Annotated in this window: 16 protein-coding genes; 6 read left to right on the top strand and 10 right to left on the bottom strand. The window is 60.3% G+C overall.

Going from position 1 to position 21,014, the window contains the following annotated elements:
- The first annotated feature begins 3 nt into the window (after window positions 1-3).
- From V7S63_RS25670 to V7S63_RS25685, 4 genes are all read left to right on the top strand, one after another.
- Window positions 4-396 carry a hypothetical protein gene (locus tag V7S63_RS25670; protein ID WP_336532349.1) on the top strand — a complete coding sequence of 131 codons (393 nt, stop codon included), beginning with the start codon at window positions 4-6 and terminating at the stop codon, window positions 394-396.
- A complete protein-coding gene (locus V7S63_RS25675; RefSeq protein WP_336532350.1) occupies window positions 306-863 on the top strand; it encodes a helix-turn-helix domain-containing protein in 558 nt (185 codons plus the stop codon). The genes V7S63_RS25670 and V7S63_RS25675 overlap by 91 nt, the downstream gene beginning before the upstream one ends.
- Before the next feature lie 39 nt (window positions 864-902).
- Window positions 903-1,265: a VOC family protein gene (locus V7S63_RS25680; protein WP_336532351.1), complete on the top strand. Its 363-nt coding sequence runs from the start codon at window positions 903-905 to the stop codon at window positions 1,263-1,265.
- A 293-nt stretch (window positions 1,266-1,558) separates the two neighbouring features.
- Window positions 1,559-2,932, top strand: a complete 1,374-nt coding sequence (locus tag V7S63_RS25685; RefSeq protein WP_336532352.1) for a hypothetical protein — start codon at window positions 1,559-1,561, stop codon at window positions 2,930-2,932.
- 19 nt (window positions 2,933-2,951) lie between these two features.
- Here V7S63_RS25685 and dgt read toward each other — a convergent pair whose 3' ends face one another.
- Window positions 2,952-4,199 carry a dGTP triphosphohydrolase gene (dgt, locus tag V7S63_RS25690; protein WP_442896521.1) on the bottom strand — a complete coding sequence of 416 codons (1,248 nt, stop codon included), beginning with the start codon at window positions 4,197-4,199 and terminating at the stop codon, window positions 2,952-2,954.
- 125 nt (window positions 4,200-4,324) lie between these two features.
- The gene (locus tag V7S63_RS25695) at window positions 4,325-4,462 is read right to left on the bottom strand and encodes a hypothetical protein (protein WP_336532354.1); all 138 of its coding nucleotides are present in this window, start codon (window positions 4,460-4,462) and stop codon (window positions 4,325-4,327) included.
- Window positions 4,463-5,042: 580 nt separating this feature from the next.
- Here V7S63_RS25695 and V7S63_RS25700 point away from each other — a divergent pair.
- Window positions 5,043-5,771, top strand: a complete 729-nt coding sequence (locus V7S63_RS25700) for an 8-oxoguanine DNA glycosylase (RefSeq protein ID WP_336532355.1) — start codon at window positions 5,043-5,045, stop codon at window positions 5,769-5,771.
- 116 nt (window positions 5,772-5,887) lie between these two features.
- Here the strand turns inward: V7S63_RS25700 and V7S63_RS25705 are convergent, their stop codons facing one another.
- From V7S63_RS25705 to V7S63_RS25735, 7 genes are all read right to left on the bottom strand, one after another.
- Window positions 5,888-6,562 (bottom strand): nitroreductase family protein, encoded by a 675-nt coding sequence (locus tag V7S63_RS25705; protein ID WP_336532356.1) that lies wholly within the window; start codon window positions 6,560-6,562, stop codon window positions 5,888-5,890.
- A 9-nt stretch (window positions 6,563-6,571) separates the two neighbouring features.
- Window positions 6,572-7,168 (bottom strand): 7-cyano-7-deazaguanine synthase, encoded by a 597-nt coding sequence (locus V7S63_RS25710; protein WP_336532357.1) that lies wholly within the window; start codon window positions 7,166-7,168, stop codon window positions 6,572-6,574.
- On the bottom strand, window positions 7,165-8,181 hold the full coding sequence (locus tag V7S63_RS25715; protein WP_336532358.1) for a PfkB family carbohydrate kinase: 1,017 nt from the start codon (window positions 8,179-8,181) through the stop codon (window positions 7,165-7,167). Before V7S63_RS25715 ends, V7S63_RS25710 begins: the two co-directional genes overlap by 4 nt.
- Window positions 8,182-8,928: 747 nt before the next feature.
- Complete coding sequence (locus V7S63_RS25720; RefSeq protein WP_336532359.1) at window positions 8,929-12,069, bottom strand: UvrD-helicase domain-containing protein; 3,141 nt, start codon at window positions 12,067-12,069, stop codon at window positions 8,929-8,931.
- Window positions 12,069-14,753, bottom strand: coding sequence for a PD-(D/E)XK nuclease family protein (locus V7S63_RS25725; RefSeq protein WP_336532360.1), 2,685 nt, complete (start codon window positions 14,751-14,753; stop codon window positions 12,069-12,071). Before V7S63_RS25725 ends, V7S63_RS25720 begins: the two co-directional genes overlap by 1 nt.
- Before the next feature lie 86 nt (window positions 14,754-14,839).
- The gene (locus V7S63_RS25730; protein WP_336532361.1) at window positions 14,840-15,037 is read right to left on the bottom strand and encodes a hypothetical protein; all 198 of its coding nucleotides are present in this window, start codon (window positions 15,035-15,037) and stop codon (window positions 14,840-14,842) included.
- 123 nt (window positions 15,038-15,160) lie between these two features.
- A complete protein-coding gene (locus V7S63_RS25735; RefSeq protein WP_336532362.1) occupies window positions 15,161-15,349 on the bottom strand; it encodes a hypothetical protein in 189 nt (62 codons plus the stop codon).
- A 138-nt stretch (window positions 15,350-15,487) separates the two neighbouring features.
- On the opposite strand from V7S63_RS25735, the gene V7S63_RS25740 reads away from it, so the two are divergent.
- Window positions 15,488-16,384 carry a WYL domain-containing transcriptional regulator gene (locus tag V7S63_RS25740; RefSeq protein ID WP_336532363.1) on the top strand — a complete coding sequence of 299 codons (897 nt, stop codon included), beginning with the start codon at window positions 15,488-15,490 and terminating at the stop codon, window positions 16,382-16,384.
- A 926-nt stretch (window positions 16,385-17,310) separates the two neighbouring features.
- Here the strand turns inward: V7S63_RS25740 and V7S63_RS25745 are convergent.
- Window positions 17,311-20,958, bottom strand: coding sequence for an ATP-dependent DNA helicase (locus V7S63_RS25745; protein WP_336532364.1), 3,648 nt, complete (start codon window positions 20,956-20,958; stop codon window positions 17,311-17,313).
- Between the last annotated feature and the right edge of the window lie 56 nt (window positions 20,959-21,014).

A 21,014-nucleotide genomic window follows, 5' to 3' on the forward strand; every position in this document is an offset into this window, starting at 1 on the left:
TATATGATTGGCAAAGAGCAACGAACTGAGATTTTTCTGTCCCGCTTGGAAGCTGCGGCGCCTTGTTCGTCAGCGAGCGAAGCTTTGGAACTGCTGGCTGAGACGCTAACCGCAGTGGAGGATGAGTTCACGACTATCCCGAACAATCCCGATCTTTGGGAAAGTGATGGTCGGCTATATCCCCCGCGGGAAGACAGCCGAAGAGAGGTCGAAGGCCATGACGATATCGTGCGCTATCGAAGCCGGAAGCACAGCACACTGATCGCCTCCAACGGCGCAATCAAGATCGTGAAAGGATTCGAAACATGTCTGGACAAGCCAGGGAGCGACGGGTTGACGATCAGCGAGAAAATGGACGTCGACACATCCAGAGATTTATCGAAAGCCTTGCGCTGACCGGCGCCAGACATTCAATCGACGAGCCTGCTGATCCAAGCGGTGAATGGTGGGTTGATCTAGAGTATCGTGACTTTCAGACGAACGTTAGTTGGAGATTAGACCGGGGATTCGGAGTTTTTACCTCCGACGATGAATCATATGGCTCGCGGCCGGACGAACTCTATCGCAACCCGGATTTGGCAGCCAAGCGATTGAACCAACTGATCAAACGCACAGACAAAAAACAGTCGGCAATGACCCTTAAAGAGGTTCGAAATCTCCTTGATCAATCACAGAAAACTCTCGCCGACAGGCTTAAAAAGGATCAGGGATTCATTTCTAGGCTGGAAAATCAAGATAACGCGCTGATGAGTACTGTGAAAGAATACATTGAAGCGTTGGGCGGCGAAGTTCGTGTGGTCGTTCGATTTAATGAATTTGAAGCTCCTGTCGATTTGACGACGCACTTCCCTAACGCTGCCTGACACCAGCGCTCCCGAAATCATGCTGCAGGAGGCCCCGAGATGCTTCTGAATCTGCTGGTTATTCGCGCCCGCGATGTTGATGCTTTGGGGCGTTTCTATTCCTCGCTTGGCATGACATTTTTGCGCGAGCGTCATGGAGCCGGGCCCGAACATTTGGCTTGCTCGATGGGCGGAACCACGATCGAGCTTTATCCGTCCGAAGGATCGATACCTCCCCCCATGCGGCTCGGCTTTCGCGTAGATGACGTTTCGTCAAGCTTCACGGAGGCCCTTGCGCGAGGGGCTCAATCCGTGTCTTCGCCACGAATGAGCCAGTGGGGAGAGCGCGCCGTCATCCGGGATCCTGAAGGCAATACGGTCGAGCTTCTACGACCAGCCGAGCGCGAGCTCCATGCCGCTTGAGTTAGAATCATCAGCGGAGGCGCTGAAGACTCTTTAGTGGTTCCTGCGGAAATAGCAGAGCTGCCAAACGCGTCCTGAGGAACGGGCACTGATCGTCATAGGCTGGTACGTACATCACAGAGCTCAGCTGAACGGGGCCGGCAGCTGAGCGCGTGATCGCTCATTGTTCCTGACAAAGTCGCGCCAGGCATCTTCCACGATATTCTGGTCAGAGGCGCTTACATCCGCGCGAACAAACCTCTATCGACCGGTTTGAGCTGATCGAGCCGCTCGGCACTTAGACCGGAATGCAGATGCCATTGCAAAAAGACGAAATCTTGGATGCCGTGGCGCGCTTTGGAAACGTGGCCCAGTTCGTAAGCTTTCGTCCGGATGCCGACGGTTTCGTCCAAACCCACTCCCGGATCGCGGGATTTCCGGACAACACCAAATTCGAGTCCCCGAGCGATGCAGTTCGCTCGCTTCTGCAGGCGGCCTCAGACCGAAAGGTCAATGTTCGCAGCTATGCGCCCGACGGAGTTCGCAGCCGGGAGTTCATCTACGGGCTGGAGAGCACTGATGCAGTCCTGCAGGCGCTCGGGCGCCTTACCGCCCAAGGCCTCCACACGATCGTCAACGAGACAATCGATGTCTCGGACGGTGGAGTGTCAGGGGTATTGCAGGGCGAAATGGTCGAGTTTGCTCCGGATGATACGCCTCGTTGTGTCGAAAAGCCGGGAGTTGCCGCACTTCCGATCCAACTTGCCATCCCCCTATTCCGAACGATTTACGGCTTTGAGCCGGACTGGCAATGGGCGCCAGGCGTTCGACTTGAATTCAGCATCCATCCCAAACCGCGTGGCTATCAGCATTCGCATACGGTCATATGGGAGCGCGAAGAGAACGTCCCGGGCGCACCGGTGGCCCGGCCTGCTTGGCCCAACAGATTCAGTCGGCACATTGGCGACAAGGCCTACGGTCTGCTGATCGCTCATTTGCTAGGCCAACCCGTTCCCAAGACGCTGGTAGTCGGCCGCCGTATTGCCCCCTTCTCGTTTGGACATGAAACCGGCTCCCTCGAAGTCTGGACCAGAACGTGTCCCCACGAACCTCAGCCTGGGCTGTATTCGACCGTCAAAGGCTGGACTGATCCCTTTCGCCTTCTTGCCTCCGAAGATCCAGAGCATGGGACGATAGCGTCCGTGTTGTGCCAAGCGGCGGTTCGGGCTCGCTATTCCGGGGCAGCTGTCGCGGGGCGGGACGGCCAGTTGCTCATCGAAGGACGACGAGGCGAAGGAGATCGCTTCATGCTGGGGCTAGAGGCCCCCGAGCAACTTCCCGGAACCATCGTCGAAAGCGTCCGTGCGGCGAACAAGCAGATCGTAAAGCAATTGGGCCCGGTCCGTTTCGAGTGGGTTCATGACGGAGATCGCTTATGGATCGTGCAGTTGCACTGCGGCGGGACGCCGACCATGAGCGGCGTCATTGTTCCCGGCGAGCCAGCCGAGTGGGTCGACTTCAAAGTCTCCGACGGCATCGACAGGTTGCGCGCAATTGTGACTGAGCTACCGGTCGGAGCTGGTGTCAGGGTCGTTGGCGATGTCGGCCTGACAAGCCACATCGCCGACCTCTTAAGGAAGTCCGGCCGGCCTGCCGTGGTGGCCCCCGCGGCACCGGAGCGGCCGTAAGCGCACCGCTTTCGGACCTCTAGATGGGCTTCCACATGCTCTGAGGGTTGTCCGAAGCAAGCCTCCCATAAAACTCCAGCGCGTATCGGTCGGTCATGCCCGCAACGAAGTCGCACACGATGCGCATGCGCAAAGCCTCGTCGTCCTTGGCGGATTCGTACCGCGTGCGGACATCCAGAGGCATTAGAAGTGCGCCGTTCTTCTTATGAGCGAGTGCCTCGAAGATACTTTTGACCACCTCGAAGCCCCGGTATTCGGCCAACTTCACTCGCGACGAATAAATCGTCGAAAGTCGAGTGTACCACTTTAAAACCTCGACTTTTTTCCTCTGGTCGCCCGACAGCCTCGGCTTCGACAACATTGGAAATTCTTCGTCCGGGTCAACCTCCACGGCCAAGATAGCTTCGTGGACGAGGGCCGACGATAGCTTCGTTCTCAGATGCGAAGAATTGGCCAAGTTCCGAGAGCTTCGGTACCAGTCCACGTAGAGCTCAGATTTTGCGTCGGAATCCGCCCCTTCAGGAATTTCTGGCGGAGCAAAAATATCCTGAAAAACCGCCATGACCTCGGCCTTCGAGAAGGTGCAATCGAGCTCTTCTGCGACTTTCTCGGCGACTTGTGAAAGCAAGCCATCTGCAGACGCCAAAATCTCCGCAGGTGTCAGGAACCCGGCTTTGAGACAGTCCTCCAAATCATACGTCGAGTATGCGATGTCATCGGCGAGATCCATGATCACGCATTCGACTGTCTTGAACTTTCCGGGTCGAAAAGCCGGATCACCGGCTACCGCCTGTTTTATTTTCTGAACCAGAGCGGTTTCGGTCTCATAATAGCCCTTGGCGACTTTTGATCCTTCCGGTCGCTTGGCGGGTATCATCTCATCATACTTCAGAATCGCCGCCAGCGTCCGATAGGCGAGATTCAAGCCGTAGCAGTTCTCGTTCTCGTCAATGACCTTGCGCTCCAGCCGGCTGACGATGCGCAGGGTCTGAGCGTTTCCTTCGAAGCCGCCATGGCTCAGCATCATTTCGTCGAGCGCACGCTCACCATTATGCCCGAATGGTGGATGACCAAGATCATGAATGAGTGACGCAGCAGCCACGAGGCGCGGCTCGATCCGATTCTGTTGCTGCTTGAAGAAGTCGTGGTCGTGATTGAGACGCTCGACGATCCCCTCAGCGATCTGTGCGACCTCGAGACTGTGCGTCAGGCGGCTTCGGAAAAAGTCGCTCTCGTGGCCAGGGAAGACCTGGGTCTTGCCTTGCAAGCGACGGAAGCTAGCCGAATGGATTATGCGACCGTAATCGCGAGAGTACGCAGAACGCCACGGATCGGAGTGCGCTCCGTCTTCATATTCCCGCTTCTGGTCGTTTTCGGAATAGACAGATCGCGTCAACGGCGGCCCGCGATCTCTTTCCCGCTTTTCGCGTGCGAAGTGTCCTTCACCGCAGAATTCGCAGCCTTCTCCGCCTCGCGCTGCGCGCGCAGCTTCAGCGCCTCGCGATACGTTCCAGACTGCTTCTCAGCCATTTTGAAGGCTTCGAGGACTGCTGCGTATGCCATGACGTTCTCCCGAGTCGCGGAACACGATATGAATCAAAGGCGGCGATTTTAGCAATGCCTCGCCGATGCTTCGCAGAATTAAATCTGTATCGCGTTAATGAACGCATTTCGCCCTGTCACTTTTTGACAGGCACATTTTTGGCCATGCGCTTAGCGGAATTCCCAAGGGAAGTGAGGCCCTCTCCTAGGATGCATTAGAACGCATAATTCGAAGCAATGCGTTGACCGCATCCCGGAAGTCCGCTGATTGCGATGCGGCTCGCTCAACAGCGCCAATCCACCCCGAATCTGAGCCCGCAAGCTCTCTCGTCAGATCAGCAATTCGCTGGTGAAGTTTGGCGCTCGGCAAATGCAAGCCGTTAGCTAGCTTCGAAAAGTGCCCCTGACTTATGCGCAACTTCACCGCCAGGTCGGCTTGCGCCAACCCCCTTATCCGCCCCAATCGGACCAGCTCATCGAGAGAATTGCTATCGGACATTGTTCATTTGTTAGATGCATAATAACGCATATAACTCGATCCGAAGATGCGATTGCAAGAGAGCAGACGATGCAAACGATGCACACGCTTGTGGGCGACCGCTCCTTGGTGCTCGAAATGCCGCGGCCAGACGAGTGGCTCATGCCGGGAATTCGGTGGGGCCGTTTCGAGGAACTTTTCACCGCGGCTTATTGGCACGGCCAAGCTTGGCAGGCGCGCGAGCATGACCACTACAGCCGACTCAAACTGGGACGCTCCCTGACCGAAGAGGTCGCGGCGTGCTTGCTGGGCGGTTATGGCATGAAGGCCGAGATCGGGTTAGCCGCTTATCGGAGGATCCGAAATCTCGGAATGCTGCGTCCGAACGTGGGAGCAGCGGCTCTCGAACGCGTCTTGAGCGAACCGATGACCGTCCAAGGCCGTTCCGTTCGCTATCGCTTCCCGCAGCAGAAGGCTCGATATCTCGCAGGCTGCCTAGCAGGCCTCGCCCAGATCGACGCAGGCTCTCTGTCCGATATCGAACTCCGCGATGCGCTTACTGGCCTGCCGGGCATTGGCCCGAAGACGGCTTCATGGGTGGTCAGAAACTATAGGGATTCCGATAGCGTGGCCGTCTTGGATGTCCATATTGTTCGAGCCGGGCAGTTTCTGGGCCTGTTCTCGAAAGGCGAAACACCCCAGCGGGATTATCCATCGCTGGAATCCAAGTTTCTGCGGTTTGCTGAAGCGATCAGGGCACCCGCATCGCTCTTGGACGCGCTAATGTGGCAGCATATGCGGCTTCTCCAGCACGCCTGACCAAATCGGCCGAACCTCAACTGCGGCTGCGGCCTGGTCGGTTCGAAAGGGCATCCGGCGTTTCGCGCTCGGGAACGAGCTTGACCCAGCGGCCGAAACGCCGGGGCGTCAATCCCCTACGCAGGTCGCCCTACCGCAGCCATTCCCAGCGCCTGCAATCGCGAGCCCGGGCCAAAGATGGCTTCCACGAGGTCGTGACCGGTTGCTCCGATCGGGCAGAAGCCGAGCCGGTAGGCTGTCGCGGCCAGATGCAACGTTTGCATCAGGGCACCTCCGTCCCGCCACGCCAGGGAGCTCGCCGCTTCGTAGGCAGCTCCCGTCTTTGTCGGGTCGACGACAAGTACGAGGAAGTCCCCTGCCGCTTGCGGCAGGATTTGCCGTGCCTGTCCGAGCACTTCGGTGGCCAGCTCGGCAGAGTGCAGCCGAAGTAGCTCCATCGTTCGCAAACTGGCGTTAAAGCGAAAGATCCGGCCCCTGCCCTTCGTCGAAGCAATGAGGGTTTCAACCGGATGCAGCGCCCCTGCGGACGCGGCTGTTCGGCGAGAACGGTGCAGCTCTCTGCCCCAGGACTGCCGTTCGCCGCATACGAAGTTGACGAGATTGCAGACCTCTCTGAAGGGGGCCCTGCTCAGTGCTCTGATCGAGCGCCTTGCTTCCAGAACCGAGGCAAAATCGACGATCGGTGGGGCAACAAAATTCCCCAGCGGAAAGCTGCTTGCTGCCGGCCAAGCGAGCTCTGAAAATGCGACAGGCGCTTCGCGAGGGACGGGTTGGCCAGCATCTTCCTTCATATGGCTAAGTCAGTAGGCGCCCAACCCGACGGCTTCCATCGTACGGTAATGCTTCCGACACCCCCCGCACTCTCCGCAGGCAAAATCAGAGCGGTGGCATGAGTGAGCCCATCCTAGGATCTCTGCGGGGACGTTTGAGGTTCGGATGAGTTCCTCGGCCGTTAGCGCGATCGCAGGAGCGAACAAACGCATGCTGCCTTCCTGAAAGTTCAAAAGCTGGTCCAATCGATCAATAAAACCGGGTTGACCATCCACATGCTGCCCATCCGTCTTGAGCGTCCCGATCATTAAGTGGGTCACCTTGTGGGAAAGCGTCGCCATGGCTGCAAGCGTCACCAGCATCTGGTTCCGGAATGGCCACCATTCCGGCAGCGGTGCGACGTCGATCTCCGGCCGGCCCGCCATATCACCGCTGCCCAGGGCGGAGAGGTCGGAACGCACCACAATGTGCTGGATGTTGAGCTGTGCGCAGACAGCTGCAGCGGCCCTAACTTCCGCAGGAGCAGGAACCTGGCCGTAGTCCACCGTGACGGCGATCTCGGGTCGTTTCCAGAACGCGATAGCGATCGAGTCCATTCCGCCAGACAAAAGAAGCGCGGTCTTCATGCTCGCCACGCCAGATGATGGATTGCCGTCGTAAAATCCGAATGCACGATGCAGCCTGTCCCGATCACCATTTTGAGGTCTTCGTAGGCAACGGTTTGCGCGAAGCCATAGACCGGCTTGCCAATGGCTCGGGCATACCCGACTTCAAATAACGTTCCGCTGTCCAACCCTTCGAGGACCGCGAATACGACGTCGCATTTCTGAAGCGCGGCAATGTCAGCGGGTGCCACCTCACCTGCCGGCCCAGGTCCAATGTCGTGGAATGGCGACAAGACTGTCATTCCGACTTCTGCCAGGCAACGCCTAGCCTCCTCGATCAGCCAGCGCTGTGACATGCTGAAAAACGGGCCGGCCAGATAGACCTCGCCAGGTTGCGCTACGAGTTTGATGCTCGTTGAAGCAGCTAGCTGCTCGGGTTGCCGCGACGGAAGCGCGCGGCTTCCGACGTATTCAGAGACCGCGAGGGACGCCAGATGAGCCGCCTCAGCTGGGCTTTTTCCTTGCACACCCCAAGAGGCTGCGAATACAGCAGCGAAGACATCGCCGCTACCTATGGTAAAAGCACCATCAGAACGGTAGGCGGGCACGCTATAGTTAGCACCATCGGGACAGACGATTACCGCTCCGTCAGCACCACATTTGACGACCACAACCTCTGCATTCTCCGCGGCAATGATTGCACGGGCCGCGGCTCCAATGTCCCCTGCCCCACCCATAGCCTGGATCTCGCTTCGGTTCGCAACCACAGCCAAGCGCTCGGCTCGACTCCCATTGGCGCTGAAGCGCTCTGGTGAGAAGGCAGATTGAGGGTCGTAAATGCAGGTGTGCGCAGATACGACCGCTGTGCCCTCAAGCATCCCAAACCGGAGCACGACATCCCCTTCGGCAGATAGCGGTGGAAGCGCTGTGATCTGGACCAAAGCGGGCCTAATCACTGGCACAGACAGTGGGTGGACGTAGTCGAATGTTATTCTTTGCGGGGCCGAATCTGGAACAAAGTCGAATCCGTACATGTCGGCATATGCTTGGAAATGCTGCCCAACCTCCGGTGTGGCATATGCCCGAAGCGTAACGGGAGCGGCCATTTCCGCAACCGCAGCAGCAGCGCGCCCGCCGGAGCCATACACTTGATCCCAAAACGGCCACGCGCAACGTTCGCGATACACTCCCCCAGCGACGACGAACTTTGTCACGCGGGCTGTACCTGAACATCGATGAGTCCACCTGCGATAGACAGGATAACGACGTTATACTGCACCCCGCTGATGACACACTGGATAAGCTGAGGCATTGACTGCGAAGTGATTGCGCCAAGCGTTAAACCGCGTGCATTTTTTACAAGCAGTCGCTTAGGAGGCCCTACCTCATAGTCTAGATACAAAACATCGTTAGGCCGAAGAGTGGCCGCGACAGTTGCGTCCGGAGAGTTTATTTTTGTTCGTTCGACAATGTTACACGGCGAAGCCACGCCTCCGCCAGAACCAGAGCCAGAGCCAGAGCCGGAAGGGATTGCGACAGGGCGAGCCTCTGGGCGCAGCGGTTCATCGTCTCCACCGGCATTACCACTGCTAGACATACGCTCTCCCTGATTCTGTGCTACCAAAACGAGCTTATACAACCCTACGTTTAGGGAAAGTGCTCCTCCTGCTCGCCGTACCAGAGCCGGAGCGGGCCTCGCTCCCACAGCTGTGCTGAAATGCGTAGCGTGGTCGGCTAGTTGCCGAAGCCGTGACAGCTAAAGCAGAGAGCATTGCACCTCGTTATGCCCGAGCCACACGGATAAGCGCTCCGACAACCGGCATATGCACAAACAACTCCCCGCACGAACGGCCGGAAGCTGCCTCGATCGCTTCCGCGTACAGCCCGATCTGCGGGGCATGCTGAAGCGCCCGCGTCTCCCAAAGATCCGCCCGCCCCGGGAAGCTCTTGTGGTCGACGATCGCTGACGTCGAACTCGTTTCAATCAGCAGGTCAATGCGTCCCTGAACCAGCTGCTGGCCGATCCGTGCCGAAACTGGAGCCTCCCGCCGCAAAATCGCGCCAGGCCAGCGAGCCGCCAGTATGCCGTGAAGGCGATCTGAAGCGGTCAACGCATCGCGCGCATTGAAGCCCGGCACGCTCCAACGGTCGAGCGTGGCTTGAGCATCGGCAAGCCGAATAGCTGGCTCCCGCGCAGGATCGTCGTAAGCCAGGATTGCGTGTAGGGCCTCGCCGAGAGTCGCCATGTTCGAAACCCCATCAATCGGCAGACGGCCGCCCAGATCAATGCGTTCCACTACAGACCACACGCCACCCGTTGCCGCGCTTGGGCGCAAATAGAGCGGCGGCGCTGCTGCGCTTTCGTTCGGCGTGGGTCGAATGAAGGTCGGAAGCGGAAAGCGCTCATCATCAGCGTTGCTTGCTGCCAAAGGCCGAACATCAGCCGCGAACGTGTAAGCACCGACATCGATCTGGCCGTCGTCCTCGGATGGCGGTCGCAGGTGGGGCCCGGCGTCGGGCGCGTCCAGCACCTTGAGCCAATTGAGCGGCGCCTTCGCCGATGGCGCGAACACGAGATAGTCCCGAGCCCGGGTCACGCCGACATAGAGGAGGCGCGTTTCCTCATTCACTGCTCTCTGCCCGGCAGCCCGACCATAGACCGAGTTGGAAGCGGTCACCTCCAGCGTGCTCCCCTGCCCCGCGAGGCCATACGGCCAGGGCCAGTAGCGGATCCAACGGCCACGAAGTGGCTCGCTCCAGTCGATTGCCCCTTCCATCTCGGCCACCGGCTCGAACAACCGAGATCGCGGCTCAAAATGCAGGCCGGTCAGGACCGTCATCGGCCATTCCAGGCCTTTGGCGCCATGATAAGTCATCACCTGGATGGCATCGGCCGCGAGACTTGGCGGCCGCTTCGGATCATTGCTCAGGACCGCAAGCAGCAAGCCTTGAAGAGTTGCCGATGAGCCCGAAGCTATGCATTCGGCCTGATAGTCAGCCGCGAAGCCGCGAAGCGCCTCGAGATCATCGAGCCGAACGGCGTGGTCGCCCCATGCTTCGATACGACCGATCACCTCCGGGCGCGCTAGTACGGCGTCGACCAGCTCAGTAGGCGTCAGGTTCAGAACCTGCGCTCGCAGCGCCTCCAGCGCGTCTGCCACCGGTACAAGCGCTCGCAGGGCCGAGTCCGGCGCATCATCTGCCGCGGCTTCCAGCCACGCTGCTGATTCAGGGGCATCGGCAAAGAATCGTGCCAGTTCCGCCAAGGCAAGCCGGTCGCCAGCGTCGGCAACCCAGCGACATGCCGCGAGCACGAACTCTACGTGCGGTGTTCTCGCGAGACCCGGCCGCTCTACCGCGACAGGTAGACCAGCGCGGCTCAGTGCGGTCGCAAAGCGCGAAACATCCGTGTTGCTCCGGCACAGGATCGCGATGTCGCCCACGCCCAGCGGCCTATGTTCGTCACCCTCCAGGCCAACCAGCCAGTTATCGGCATCCTCGAGGGCAGCCTTGATGCCCTCGGCCAAAGCCTGCGCCTGCTCCTCTACCTTGCCGATCAACGGCCACCAAGCCAGCGGATGCCGATCGAAACCCACGTCGGAACGGGCTGCCCGGGAAAAAGCGTGCCGCGAAGCCTGTAGTCCCATTCGTTCCAGCGAGGGGCCAAACAATGCGTTGGCGAATTCAATGATCCCCGGCCGGCTGCGCCAGGAAACCGACAGGACGTCTCCAGTGTCATCGCCCGCGCCGGCGAATGCCGCTTGTGTCAGCTCCGTGTCGGCGCCGCGAAACCCGTAAATCGCTTGCTTTGGATCACCGACCCAAGTGCTCTCCTCCGCGATGTCGCCCAGCGCCTTGAATAGCGCGACCTGAAGCGGGCTTGAATCCTGAAACTCATCCACGAACACCCGCTCGACGCGTTCGCGAACCCGTTCCGCCAAGACCGGGTTCGAGAGAACCTTCAGCGCAAGCGCCTCCTGGTCAGTGAAATCGACTAAGCCTCGCTCCGCCTTCCAGTTCTGATAGGCCTCCAGGGCATCGGCGGCGCAGGTGAAGATGGTGCGAATGAAGAGTTCGGCATCCTCGCGCAGCCGAGGATGGCTCGAATGTTGACCTGCCCGAGCCATCACATCTGCCAAGGCCTCCTCATAGACCTTGCCATCCTTGGTCGGCGCGCATTTGAGCCTCGTCAGCTTCGCCCACTGCGACCATGACATCGGCTCACCGCGGCTTATGCGCTGGTGAACCGATCGTAGCGCCTCGGCGTCAGGACGCCCGCTTGCGCTCGGATTTGTCGGGCAAAGATCAACCGCGCGTGCGATCGCGGCAACCAGGCCGACATCGAGTGCTTCGCTGGTCGATGTGGTCCGAGGTAGTAGCTCCAGAAAGCTCTCGATCGAACGCTCCGCCGAGTGGCGAAGCTCGTCTGGGCCGATACCGTTGGCCCGCGCCAGGGTTACGATCGAGCGCACCGTCTTCCGCCAGTCGGGCCTTTCCTTGTGCGGCGGGCGAGGATCGTTGTCGCCGAATAGGTCGGCAATCCTGTTGAGGATCGGCGCGTGTGCGGCGATCGCAACATCCGCCGCTATCGAGAAGCTCAGCGCCTCGTTTGTCTCGCCGATGACTGCGGTTGCGGGCGAGCGTCCCAGGTCGAGCGCGAACTCGCTGACAATCTGACCGCAGACGGCATTCACGGTGCCGAAGCGGGCACCGAGTAGGCGGGCGGCCGCCTCATACTGCCCTCTACGAAACAGCTCGGCACGGGCGCGCTCCACTAGCTCATCCGCCGCCTTGATGGTGAAGGTCGTTGCCAGAATGCTTTCCGGCGAGCGCTTCGACACTTCATTGGCGATATCGCCAACGATGCGCGTCGTCTTGCCGGCACCTGCCGCCGCGGTGATGGCCTGAAGCTTCCCCGGCATCACACCATCTCCACATGAACACGGCATAGGCCGGTGAGCTCACAAAACTGACAGGGCTTCTCAGCCGGCGGGAAGGCCAACTGAACCGGACGCTGTTCCGCAGCTCCCTCGACACCAGCGGCGAGCAAGGTCCCGTTTCGAGTGAGTTCCCGCCAGACCGACCAATCGGACTCCACCAGCCGCAGCGTCTCCGCATTGTCGCGCGCGCTCTCCAGGGGCTCATTCGACAAATTCGAGCCCGTCCCCGCCAGCACGCGGCGCTGGCGCAGGAGGAAATAAGCTCCGTCCGCCCCGACGCCACCTTCACTGCCAAGCGCGTGATAGATAGCGAGCTGCACCGCGTCGCCATCGACGATCTCTTTTCGGTAACGCCGCTCGGAACGCGTCCACTTCAAATCCAGGATCGCCGGGCGGACGCCCTGACGCACGGCAAGGTCGATGCGGCCGTGCAGGGCAAGATCCCCAACGGCGCCAACGCGGTCGAGTTCAGTTCCGACAATCTCCAGCCCGCGTTCATGCATGAGTCGAACGAGAGCTTCGAGCGCCGCAGGGACCAGGTCCCGCGCTGTTGCAAGCTCGCCTGCAAACTCCCGCCGCTGCAGTGGCGCGGCCATTTGCGGCAGCAGCTCCTCGAAAAGGTGCCCTGCAGCCGCACGAACTGTCGCTTCCGGCGGAGGCGCGCCCGGCCTCAGCAGGCGGCGGGCAATTTCATGCGCCAGATTGCCGAACAGCTGATCCGGCCCCGGGATCTCGGCGAATGTCCCGGAACGAAGGCCGATGACATCCTGTAGCATCCAGGCCATTTGGCAGGTGAGCAGCCGCCTCAGCGAAGAGGCGCTCTCACGCCGCGCCTCCAAACGCCGAAGAGCCTGTTCCGGCACGTCCCAAGCCGCACGACCCAAGGGAGGGCTCGTCGTCTGCTTCTCCTGTCGAACCAGCCGGCGCCTGGCGAGCAGAACCTCAGGTTCGCGCAACAAGCGCTCGGCACGGACGAACACTTCCGCGCTCGCATCCTTCAGGATAGGCCGCAGCTGATGGGAAAGAGGATGCGCAATCGTCTGCTCGCTCCTGGCCAGCGCCGGTCGAACTAGGATCGTCTGACCGGAGACCCGCTGCAGTACCTGCGAGTAGCGCGCGGTGATTTGGCCCGCAGTGACCGCAGGCTCCTCCAGAAACACTCCCCCCTTCTCCAGGCTCGCGATTTCCGCTCGGCTCCAGGGCAGCAACGTCGGGCGCTCGCCGGGCCCTGTGAAACTCCACCAAATAAGTCGGGGGACTTCGCCCCAGATCGAGCCTGGCGCCTGAACGCCGCGCAGCTCGCCAGCTTCGGGACCGTGCGCCGGATTGCGAACGCCGTCCGCCAGGACCTGTCCGATGATCCGCTCCAGCAGCAACGCCGGCACCCGGTCCAGATCAAGGCGCTCGACCGCCTCGACGAGCACACCCGCCGCGCCAGCCACCGCCAGCAGCAGCGAATCTCCCGCGCCGGCATCGACCTCGACCGCCCAGGCCGCGACCCTCCCGGCGATCTGCCGAACCTCTTCCACGGGCATGCCATCGTCCCGATCGAAGCGGGCTCCACGCGTCCAGCTACGCCACTTCTCCACCAAGGCCAGCGCCTTCGCGGGAGCCCGCGGACCGTCGTCGACGCACATCACCTCGGCCCGCGCCCGGATATCATCCCAGGCCAATTGCCAGGCCCGCCCGTCCAGGCCCGGCTCGGAGGTCAGCGCACGCGCGAGCCGGGTGGCCGCAAACCGCGGCATGGGCGGCCGCGGCAACATCAAAAGGCTCAGCAAGGCCTTCGCATCCAATGGCCGCCAAGCCACTGCGAATGCCATCGCCATCAGCTGCAGCGCCCCGCGCCAAGGCGACGGGCGGGAAAGCCCCAAGGCCGGCAGACCACGCGACCGCAAGGCTTTGTCCAACAGCGCGGTATCTCCATCACCCGAGAGAATAACGGTCTCGCCCACCTCCTCTGCAGGCGTCGCGGCGAGCCAGTCGGCAATGGCTTCAGCCGCCATCAGCTCGGTGTCGGCCTCAAGCATGACGAAGCTGCCGTCACCCGCAAGAGGTTCAATCTCGCCACCCGACAGGGCCAACTGCACTCGCCGCAAGTCCGTTCCGTCCACACCGGACGAAGAAGATGGCTGCTCTTCAATAGAGACCCCGGCTTTCTCCAGCACATTGACAAGGCCAGCCCATTGTCGCGGCAGCGCTTCCCTCGCCTCCAAAAGGACGAGCCTCGAAACTCTGAGGCCCGGGCGGAGCGCGACGGCTGCGGTTACCATCACCGCGCGGTCAACAAGACCAAGAGGAAGCGCTGAACCGGCGGCCTCGGCGGCAGCTAGATCGTCAATGCGGGAAGAGCCTGTGGGACCAGTCGTCCAGCCGCCGGCGACGAGCGCATCGCGCCACGTCAGAACCGCCGCGGCGGTCGACCAGGCATCCTTTGAAAATGAGTCACGCCAGAAGCGCGGCTTGCCTCCAGCAGCACGCAGCTTGCTCAGATAGGCCGCGATGCGGGTCGCTCGTGAGGCAACCGGGCCGAGTAGGCCAATTTGAGCCTCCAGCGTCGCGACCAGACCAGCGGGTCCCACAAGGGCGACATCGACGCCCCCGATCGGCGTTACCGTATCCGGGTAGGTCCGACTATCCGCCTGAAGTCCAAAGTAAAGCTGCAACTTACCCCCCTACTCCATCGTTCGGCCGTCTTTCACGACCCGATTAGCCGTTGCCGCAGGGCTCAGCGCAAAACGCGGCGTCTCCGCTAATCGATCCGCGTCACCCGCACAGCCTTGGGCATGCCCTCGACTAGCATCATGTTCCTTTCGACGATGACGGCCGGGCGATATTTGTACTGATAGCGATAGTAGTATTGCTCTTGGCGCCACACCGATCCGTCCACGAGTTTGACGACGGTATCTCCGCTCCAGCCCGTCCAGCTGCCTTCAATCCTCGATTTCATATTCGCACCCTCTTGCAATCCGATGAGGAGCAAAATCGCCTGTCGGGATCATCGGCGATCGCTGCACTTAAGGCCCGATCGCCGACTTTGCCCTCCATGCACCGCGTCGCTTATGACGAGTGATCACGAGTTCTTGGTGTCACGGCCATCCGGCTCCCGCGCGATCCCTTTGAACTTGCCCGGGGTTTGCTTGACCTCCATGAACTCGCCATTGCGCTCATTGCGCTTCTGGAAGAGTCCATCCGAACGCTGCAACTGGGTACGCCCCGTCACCGCGCCGTGCCGGAAACCTTTTCCTGAATTCGTGGCCATAGCCATTCACCTCTTTGTCGATCGGGACCTACGCTTTGCCTTGCTCATCGCGGCAAAACGGCGGACTGTGAATCAGACCCGCATTGACATTATAGGGCTATAAATCTGATACGGGTCAAGAGTTGATAGGGGTAGAGAATGAGTGAAGCAGGCGACCGTCCCTCTTGGACGCATCAGCGACGCATGGAATTCCTGGAATGGAAGATGTTCTGGGAGGGCCGCGTCATCCGGAACGACCTCGAAAGCACCTTCGACATTTCGACCCCGCAAGCGTCGGTCGACCTGCGGCGCTATCGCGAGTTGGTGCCAGACAACATGGAGCAAACCGCTCGCGGCTATCGACCGGCGACGAAGTTCCTACCGCACTTCCTCAAGCCCTCGGCGGACCGTCTGCTCTTGCAACTGCGCGCCTTTCTGTCCGGCGTCATTCCGCGCAACGACATCTGGTTCAAAGACATTCCTGACGTTGCGATCGCGCCGGACATCGCGCGTGACATCCCGGCAGATTGCCTGCGTTCCATCCTGCGGGTCATGCGTGATCGGGAGGCCATTGAGATTCGCTATCAATCCTTGACCAGTTCACGCAGGCGCGTGATCGCCCCCCATGCGCTGGCCCATGACGGGTTTCGATGGCATGTCCGCGCCTGGTGCTGCGAGAATCTGGAGTTCCGAGATTTCGTCCTCTCTAGGATGGATGAATTCGGTGCGACGTCGAGCGTGGAGTACGACCCTGGAGACGATGCCGCGTGGCATACCAAGGTCGTACTGCACCTGCGACCGCATCGCGGCCTCTCTGATCAGCAGCGAAGTGCCATTGAAAAGGACTTCGGCATGACGAAGGGCCGGCGAGACATCGAGATGCCGGCATGCCTCGCTTATTACTTCATAAGGCGACTCAACCTGGATCTGCCTCCTGACGGCCAGCTCACACCTGAGCGGCTCCAGATTGAGCTGGATAACCTTGATGAGGTCGATGCCCAGATTGATCAGGCCAAGGCGCGCGCCAAAGCTCTCATCTCCAAGCGGTTCCCGTAGGCCGCTGCGCATCGCCAACCTTACCCTAACGAGACGTGTGCATTTCTCCAATGGGATTTATCGCGATCGAAAGATGCATTTCGGATCCTGCCGTCCAAGCGCTATCGCACGTGGACTGTCTATGCCGAGAATTGATTATTGGGAGTACCGGCGTGCCGTCGACTTTGCCAAAAGACTGTCGCAGCGCGAAGAAAATAAGCTCCCGTTTTCCAAAGCGCTTGTTGGATCTCTCGGCGAGATCGGCTTCAAATCCAGTTTCAACTGGCTATCAGCCAAGCAGGGCCGGAACCAGTATTTACGGCGGAAGCCCCATTTCCATCCTCATGGTGGCGGTGATGGAGGCTATGACTACTGCGCTGGTGAGTGGACCATTGACGTCAAAGTACATCGAAAGGGTCTGACAGTCCCGGCGGCTCAGGGGGCCGACGTTTACGCGAAGGTCCGCCTCGACGTGCCTAATGGGGAGTCTCCCTATTGGTTTTGCGAAGGAGTGGCACGGGGCTGGGCCAGCCGCCACTTCAACCTGCGGGCAGAATTTGTCGGTTGGATAAGCAAATTGGACTTGCCAGCAGGTACCGGCTTACCTCGGGGGCTACACCTCGATGATCGGCAGCTGGATCCGTCTCTAAGTCGCTTACTGGATTTCGTGAGTTCGCCGAAGACAGCGCCGGCTCATCCAAGAAGGCGTGAGTAGCCGATAGTCTGAGCGAGCTATCTCTGGCTACAGCGCCAAGATTGCTGCTGTCCGGCAGGCGCGCCTCCAGCCCCAGCGTCGGGCGTGCTTGGCCTTGAGGATCGACCGCTCGACGGTGCGCTGCACTAGCACCCGTCCCGACGATGCCCTGTCGCGCGAGGCGATGAAGGTCGTGGCGCAGGCGGTTCGGGGGCACGCGCAGTTGCCGCTTCGATTCTGACCATAGCGAAACTTAGGCATCGATTCGCATGGTGATACTTGCGATGAGGTCAGCGGCCGCGCTGCTCAGCGTCGGCCCCTCTTCCGTCGTCACGAGCTGACTGGGGAACCAGTGTTCGTACCAAGCGCGCTTCTCCTTCCACTCTTCCGCATAGTTGGTGAGGTCAAGCCGACCTAGATGCTCCCAATAGTAAGTCTTACCTGCCCAAGTAATCGTAAAATCAGGAAGCCTGATCGTCCCGTCGCCTGCAAACAGGGGCTGCTCGTAGCAGAACGGGATATTCCGCTCATGGAGCAGGTTGGCGATGATCACCTCCGACTTGGATCGGAGCATGTGACCGCTCAGAGCCTCATGAATCTTGCCCGCTTCGTACCAGCCGCGACGATGGGCAAGGGGCTCGTTCGCGCCATGGAGTGTGAAAAGGAAAGAGTTGATTTGCGGTGTCTGCGCGTTCTCACGACGGCGTGCATCTAAAAGGCTCGCGACGTCCCGCTGTAGGAGTAGTGTGCAGTGACGGCTCGCCCGCGTAAGCGCCGTATAAACGAGCTCGGCGGAGACCGCGCGCTTGGTGCTGGATGGAATGATCACGAAAGTATGCGCGAACTCGCTGCCTTGCGCCTTGTGAATGGAAACGGCATAGGCCAGCTCCAGATTCTCTTCGACGCTCTCAGACAGCTTGTAGTTCGTGTCGTTAGGAACATCCCTGCCATAGCCGACTGTGATCCCCGGCTTTCGCGTAAACCGCACGGCGAAGCGCCGTAGCCTAGGTCCGTAGCCCGATTTGACTCTGTCCCAGAGTTTGCTGCTTTCAAAACCAAAGGCCTGCACGGTGCCGATCTCACCGTTAAAGACCTCCACCTTCAGCTTCTTTCGTGTTGCCGCATCGTAACCCCAGATCGGGTCGGACTTCGGCCGATTGCGAACTTGAATAACCTTGTCGGAAAGGGTGATTCCATCGACCGTGCCGATCCGCTCGATGATGAAACTCGAAATGCGACTTTGGCATACTTCATTGAGTGCCTCGACACCGTGCAACTCTCCGCGGTGCGGCGTCAAAATCTGGAAAGTGGTCGGATCGTCGCCAAGGGCGTTTCGCCAGATTTGATAGGGTTGCCGCTCATCGGGAGCGGCACCCTTCGTCATCCCCGATTCCATGGCTGAGATCAGGATCTCGGCGAGTTGCTCGGGCTCGTCCCAATAGATCACGTCGAGGTCTCGGTCGACCGCTCCGCCGGCATGAATGCGTGCGATGAGCGCCTCCTGATCGGGGCGTGTCGCGCTGTCCGTGCCATCGATACTTTTGTCTTCATCGTCGACGATGAAGAGCTCCGAAAGTGCGACGATGGCCGTTCCTTCGCCACGGACCTTGTTCAGCAATTGCCGCAGGTTCCTGCTTAGACGTCCAAGATTGGCAGGATGCGCGGCCGACATCCATCGGATCACGTCGGCAAAGACGCGCCCGCGCCCGATGGGCGGCAACTGACCCGGATCGCCTACTAGGATCAGCCGCCGGATATGCTGCCAGTCAACCGCGCGAAAGAGCGCCGCTGCGAGCTCCAGGTCGAGCATCGAGGCTTCATCGAGAAGCAGTGTCCCCACGGCCGCCTTCTTGCCGCCACGGCGCTTGAGGGTCAGATTGCCGTTGAGCCAGCCGTTAGCGGCGAGGAACGAATGGACGGTGACCGTCTCCACGCGCTGTAGCGACGCTTTCTCGAAAACCTCCCTGGCGCGGTCTGCTGCTTTCCCGGTCGGCGCCAACACCAACACGGCCGCGCCCTCCCCATCCGCGCGGCGTACCCCACGGATGAGCGCTTCGATGACCGTGGTCTTCCCGGTGCCTGCCGGCCCGGTGACGACGGAAACCGGAAGGCGAAACAGACGCTCGCAGACCTCGCCCTGTTCACGGGTTGCGTCCGCGTAGTCGGCACTCGCCTTGCTCGCAAGCGGGCTATCGGATTTGAACACCCATGACGACCAGTCCGCCGCCGTGACGGGGCGTCGTAAATCGATCTCGGGCCGCGACACCAGTTCGTTCAACGTTGCTTCAAGGAGGCGCTCATCCTCGAATACGGATTTAAGATAGACGGCGAGGCCAAGGCCTGTTGGTCGCAGAGCGAGCGCGCCCGAAAGAAAATCGGCATCCACCGTGAAGTAACGTTCGCTGAACTCCGCCTGCTTCCAAGTCGGCAGCCGGTCCATGCGCTGCGCAATCTCAACCAGCAGATCCTTGGCGAAGCGAAAGCTGTGCTTCGGTTCGCGGCGCAAATGTTCGACGCAGAGTGCGCGGAAGCGGCGCTCGTCATTGAATTCAACACCGGCAAGGGGCTTTCCGCCAATCTCCGGTGACGGCAACACACCGCGGTCGATTGCACTCCACGGCACGCGGTCGCTGGCGTCAGTCCCGCAATACATTTCGGCAATCAGGTATGGATTCGCCACGATTTCCTCGGCGGATGCGGCGATGCCGGAATCGCCACGGCGTTCCGAGGCAACGGCGTCCATCACTTCCGGTGTCAAATCCAGGCGCGGCAGCACATCGCGCAGGAGAAGGCGGGGACCATCTTCCAGCAGCATCCAGCTCCGTGCGATCTTCTTGCGCTCCGCTGCGTCCAGGCCAGCAGTGAGGACGCTGTCCTTTCCAGTTTCCAGAAATTCGAAGGCGGCGGCTCGCGCGCGCTCCTGCCCTTCCTGAACGGCGAGCTGCTTCACGCCATCGATGAGCGGAGTCGCCCCGGCCACCTTCAGCGACTTGAGGAGACCGGGATAAAGACCCCGATGGCGCCAGAGCTCGCTGATCGTTGAGAGAAGCCAGGCCTCCCGGGCGTTCCAGTTCTCGCTTTCGTCCCCGATGTCGCGCAGAAACCGGACCTTCGCGAGAAACTGCTCCAGAAGGCCGATGGCTTCGTCGTCTGCAAGATGCTTAGAGCCGTATTTGCAGATGAGCGGATTTTCGGGGAATAGCGCGATCTCGGCGAGGCGGTCGGGTTCGTCGAGGTAGCGGTGGTAGGGCAGCCGCACACCTTCATCAGGATAGGCCGCGCTTATGTCGCGCGCCCAGATCATGCCGCCGGCGTAGCGTTTGGCAATATCCTCCGAGACGTTCTCGTAGAAGAGCTCCTTACCGACCTTCACGATGCGCGAGACGCCGATTAGGACATAGCGCGGTGCAGCCTCCTCAGAGAGCGGGTTGGAATAGTTCGCATAGTAGAAGATGAAATTGGCGCCGCAGTCCTTCTCAATGGGCTGAAAGAACTGCAGCGTAAGCGCGCGGCGCTTGCTGTTGTCGAGATAACCCTCCGCTTTCACCTCTTCCGCGTACATCGCCTCGTAGGGCCACACGCTCACTGTCGCGGGGGGCAACGTCCATTCGTGCCGGCGCGCGCCGTCGAAGAAGAAGTCAGGCGGGTTGGACGCGCTTGGTGCTTCAGCCCGACCAAAGGCGTTGTAGCTGTAGCTGCACGGCGGCACATAGCCGTCCAGCTTGACTCCCGAGCACCCCGCCAGGCGCTTCTCCGCCTCAAGATCGCGCTCCCGCGCTATGACATCGCCGGGGAAGGACTTGCACCCGACGCAATAGGTGTTCTTCTCCGGGGTTTTGCAGATCGCACCGTTCCATCCGTCCGTGTGCCAAGCGAGGCGAGCAGTAATGTGGGTAGGCATCTGGGAGATCTCTGCTTTGTCCGGCCTCGCCTATTTCGCCTCGAAATGCTTAACAC

This window comes from Allobosea sp. CCNWLY174, assembly GCF_037120455.1.
Classification (GTDB): Bacteria; Pseudomonadota; Alphaproteobacteria; order Rhizobiales; family Beijerinckiaceae; genus Allobosea; species Allobosea lupini.

Coding starts and splice junctions, on each gene's coding strand:
- V7S63_RS25670 (WP_336532349.1), top strand. CDS start 4: ATGATTGGCAAAGAGCAACGAACTGAGATTTTTCTGTCCCGCTTGGAA.
- V7S63_RS25675 (WP_336532350.1), top strand. CDS start 306: ATGTCTGGACAAGCCAGGGAGCGACGGGTTGACGATCAGCGAGAAAAT.
- V7S63_RS25680 (WP_336532351.1), top strand. CDS start 903: ATGCTTCTGAATCTGCTGGTTATTCGCGCCCGCGATGTTGATGCTTTG.
- V7S63_RS25685 (WP_336532352.1), top strand. CDS start 1,559: ATGCCATTGCAAAAAGACGAAATCTTGGATGCCGTGGCGCGCTTTGGA.
- V7S63_RS25695 (WP_336532354.1), bottom strand. CDS start 4,462: ATGGCTGAGAAGCAGTCTGGAACGTATCGCGAGGCGCTGAAGCTGCGC.
- V7S63_RS25700 (WP_336532355.1), top strand. CDS start 5,043: ATGCAAACGATGCACACGCTTGTGGGCGACCGCTCCTTGGTGCTCGAA.
- V7S63_RS25705 (WP_336532356.1), bottom strand. CDS start 6,562: ATGAAGGAAGATGCTGGCCAACCCGTCCCTCGCGAAGCGCCTGTCGCA.
- V7S63_RS25710 (WP_336532357.1), bottom strand. CDS start 7,168: ATGAAGACCGCGCTTCTTTTGTCTGGCGGAATGGACTCGATCGCTATC.
- V7S63_RS25715 (WP_336532358.1), bottom strand. CDS start 8,181: ATGTACGGATTCGACTTTGTTCCAGATTCGGCCCCGCAAAGAATAACA.
- V7S63_RS25720 (WP_336532359.1), bottom strand. CDS start 12,069: ATGCCGGGGAAGCTTCAGGCCATCACCGCGGCGGCAGGTGCCGGCAAG.
- V7S63_RS25730 (WP_336532361.1), bottom strand. CDS start 15,037: ATGAAATCGAGGATTGAAGGCAGCTGGACGGGCTGGAGCGGAGATACC.
- V7S63_RS25735 (WP_336532362.1), bottom strand. CDS start 15,349: ATGGCCACGAATTCAGGAAAAGGTTTCCGGCACGGCGCGGTGACGGGG.
- V7S63_RS25740 (WP_336532363.1), top strand. CDS start 15,488: ATGAGTGAAGCAGGCGACCGTCCCTCTTGGACGCATCAGCGACGCATG.
- V7S63_RS25745 (WP_336532364.1), bottom strand. CDS start 20,958: ATGCCTACCCACATTACTGCTCGCCTCGCTTGGCACACGGACGGATGG.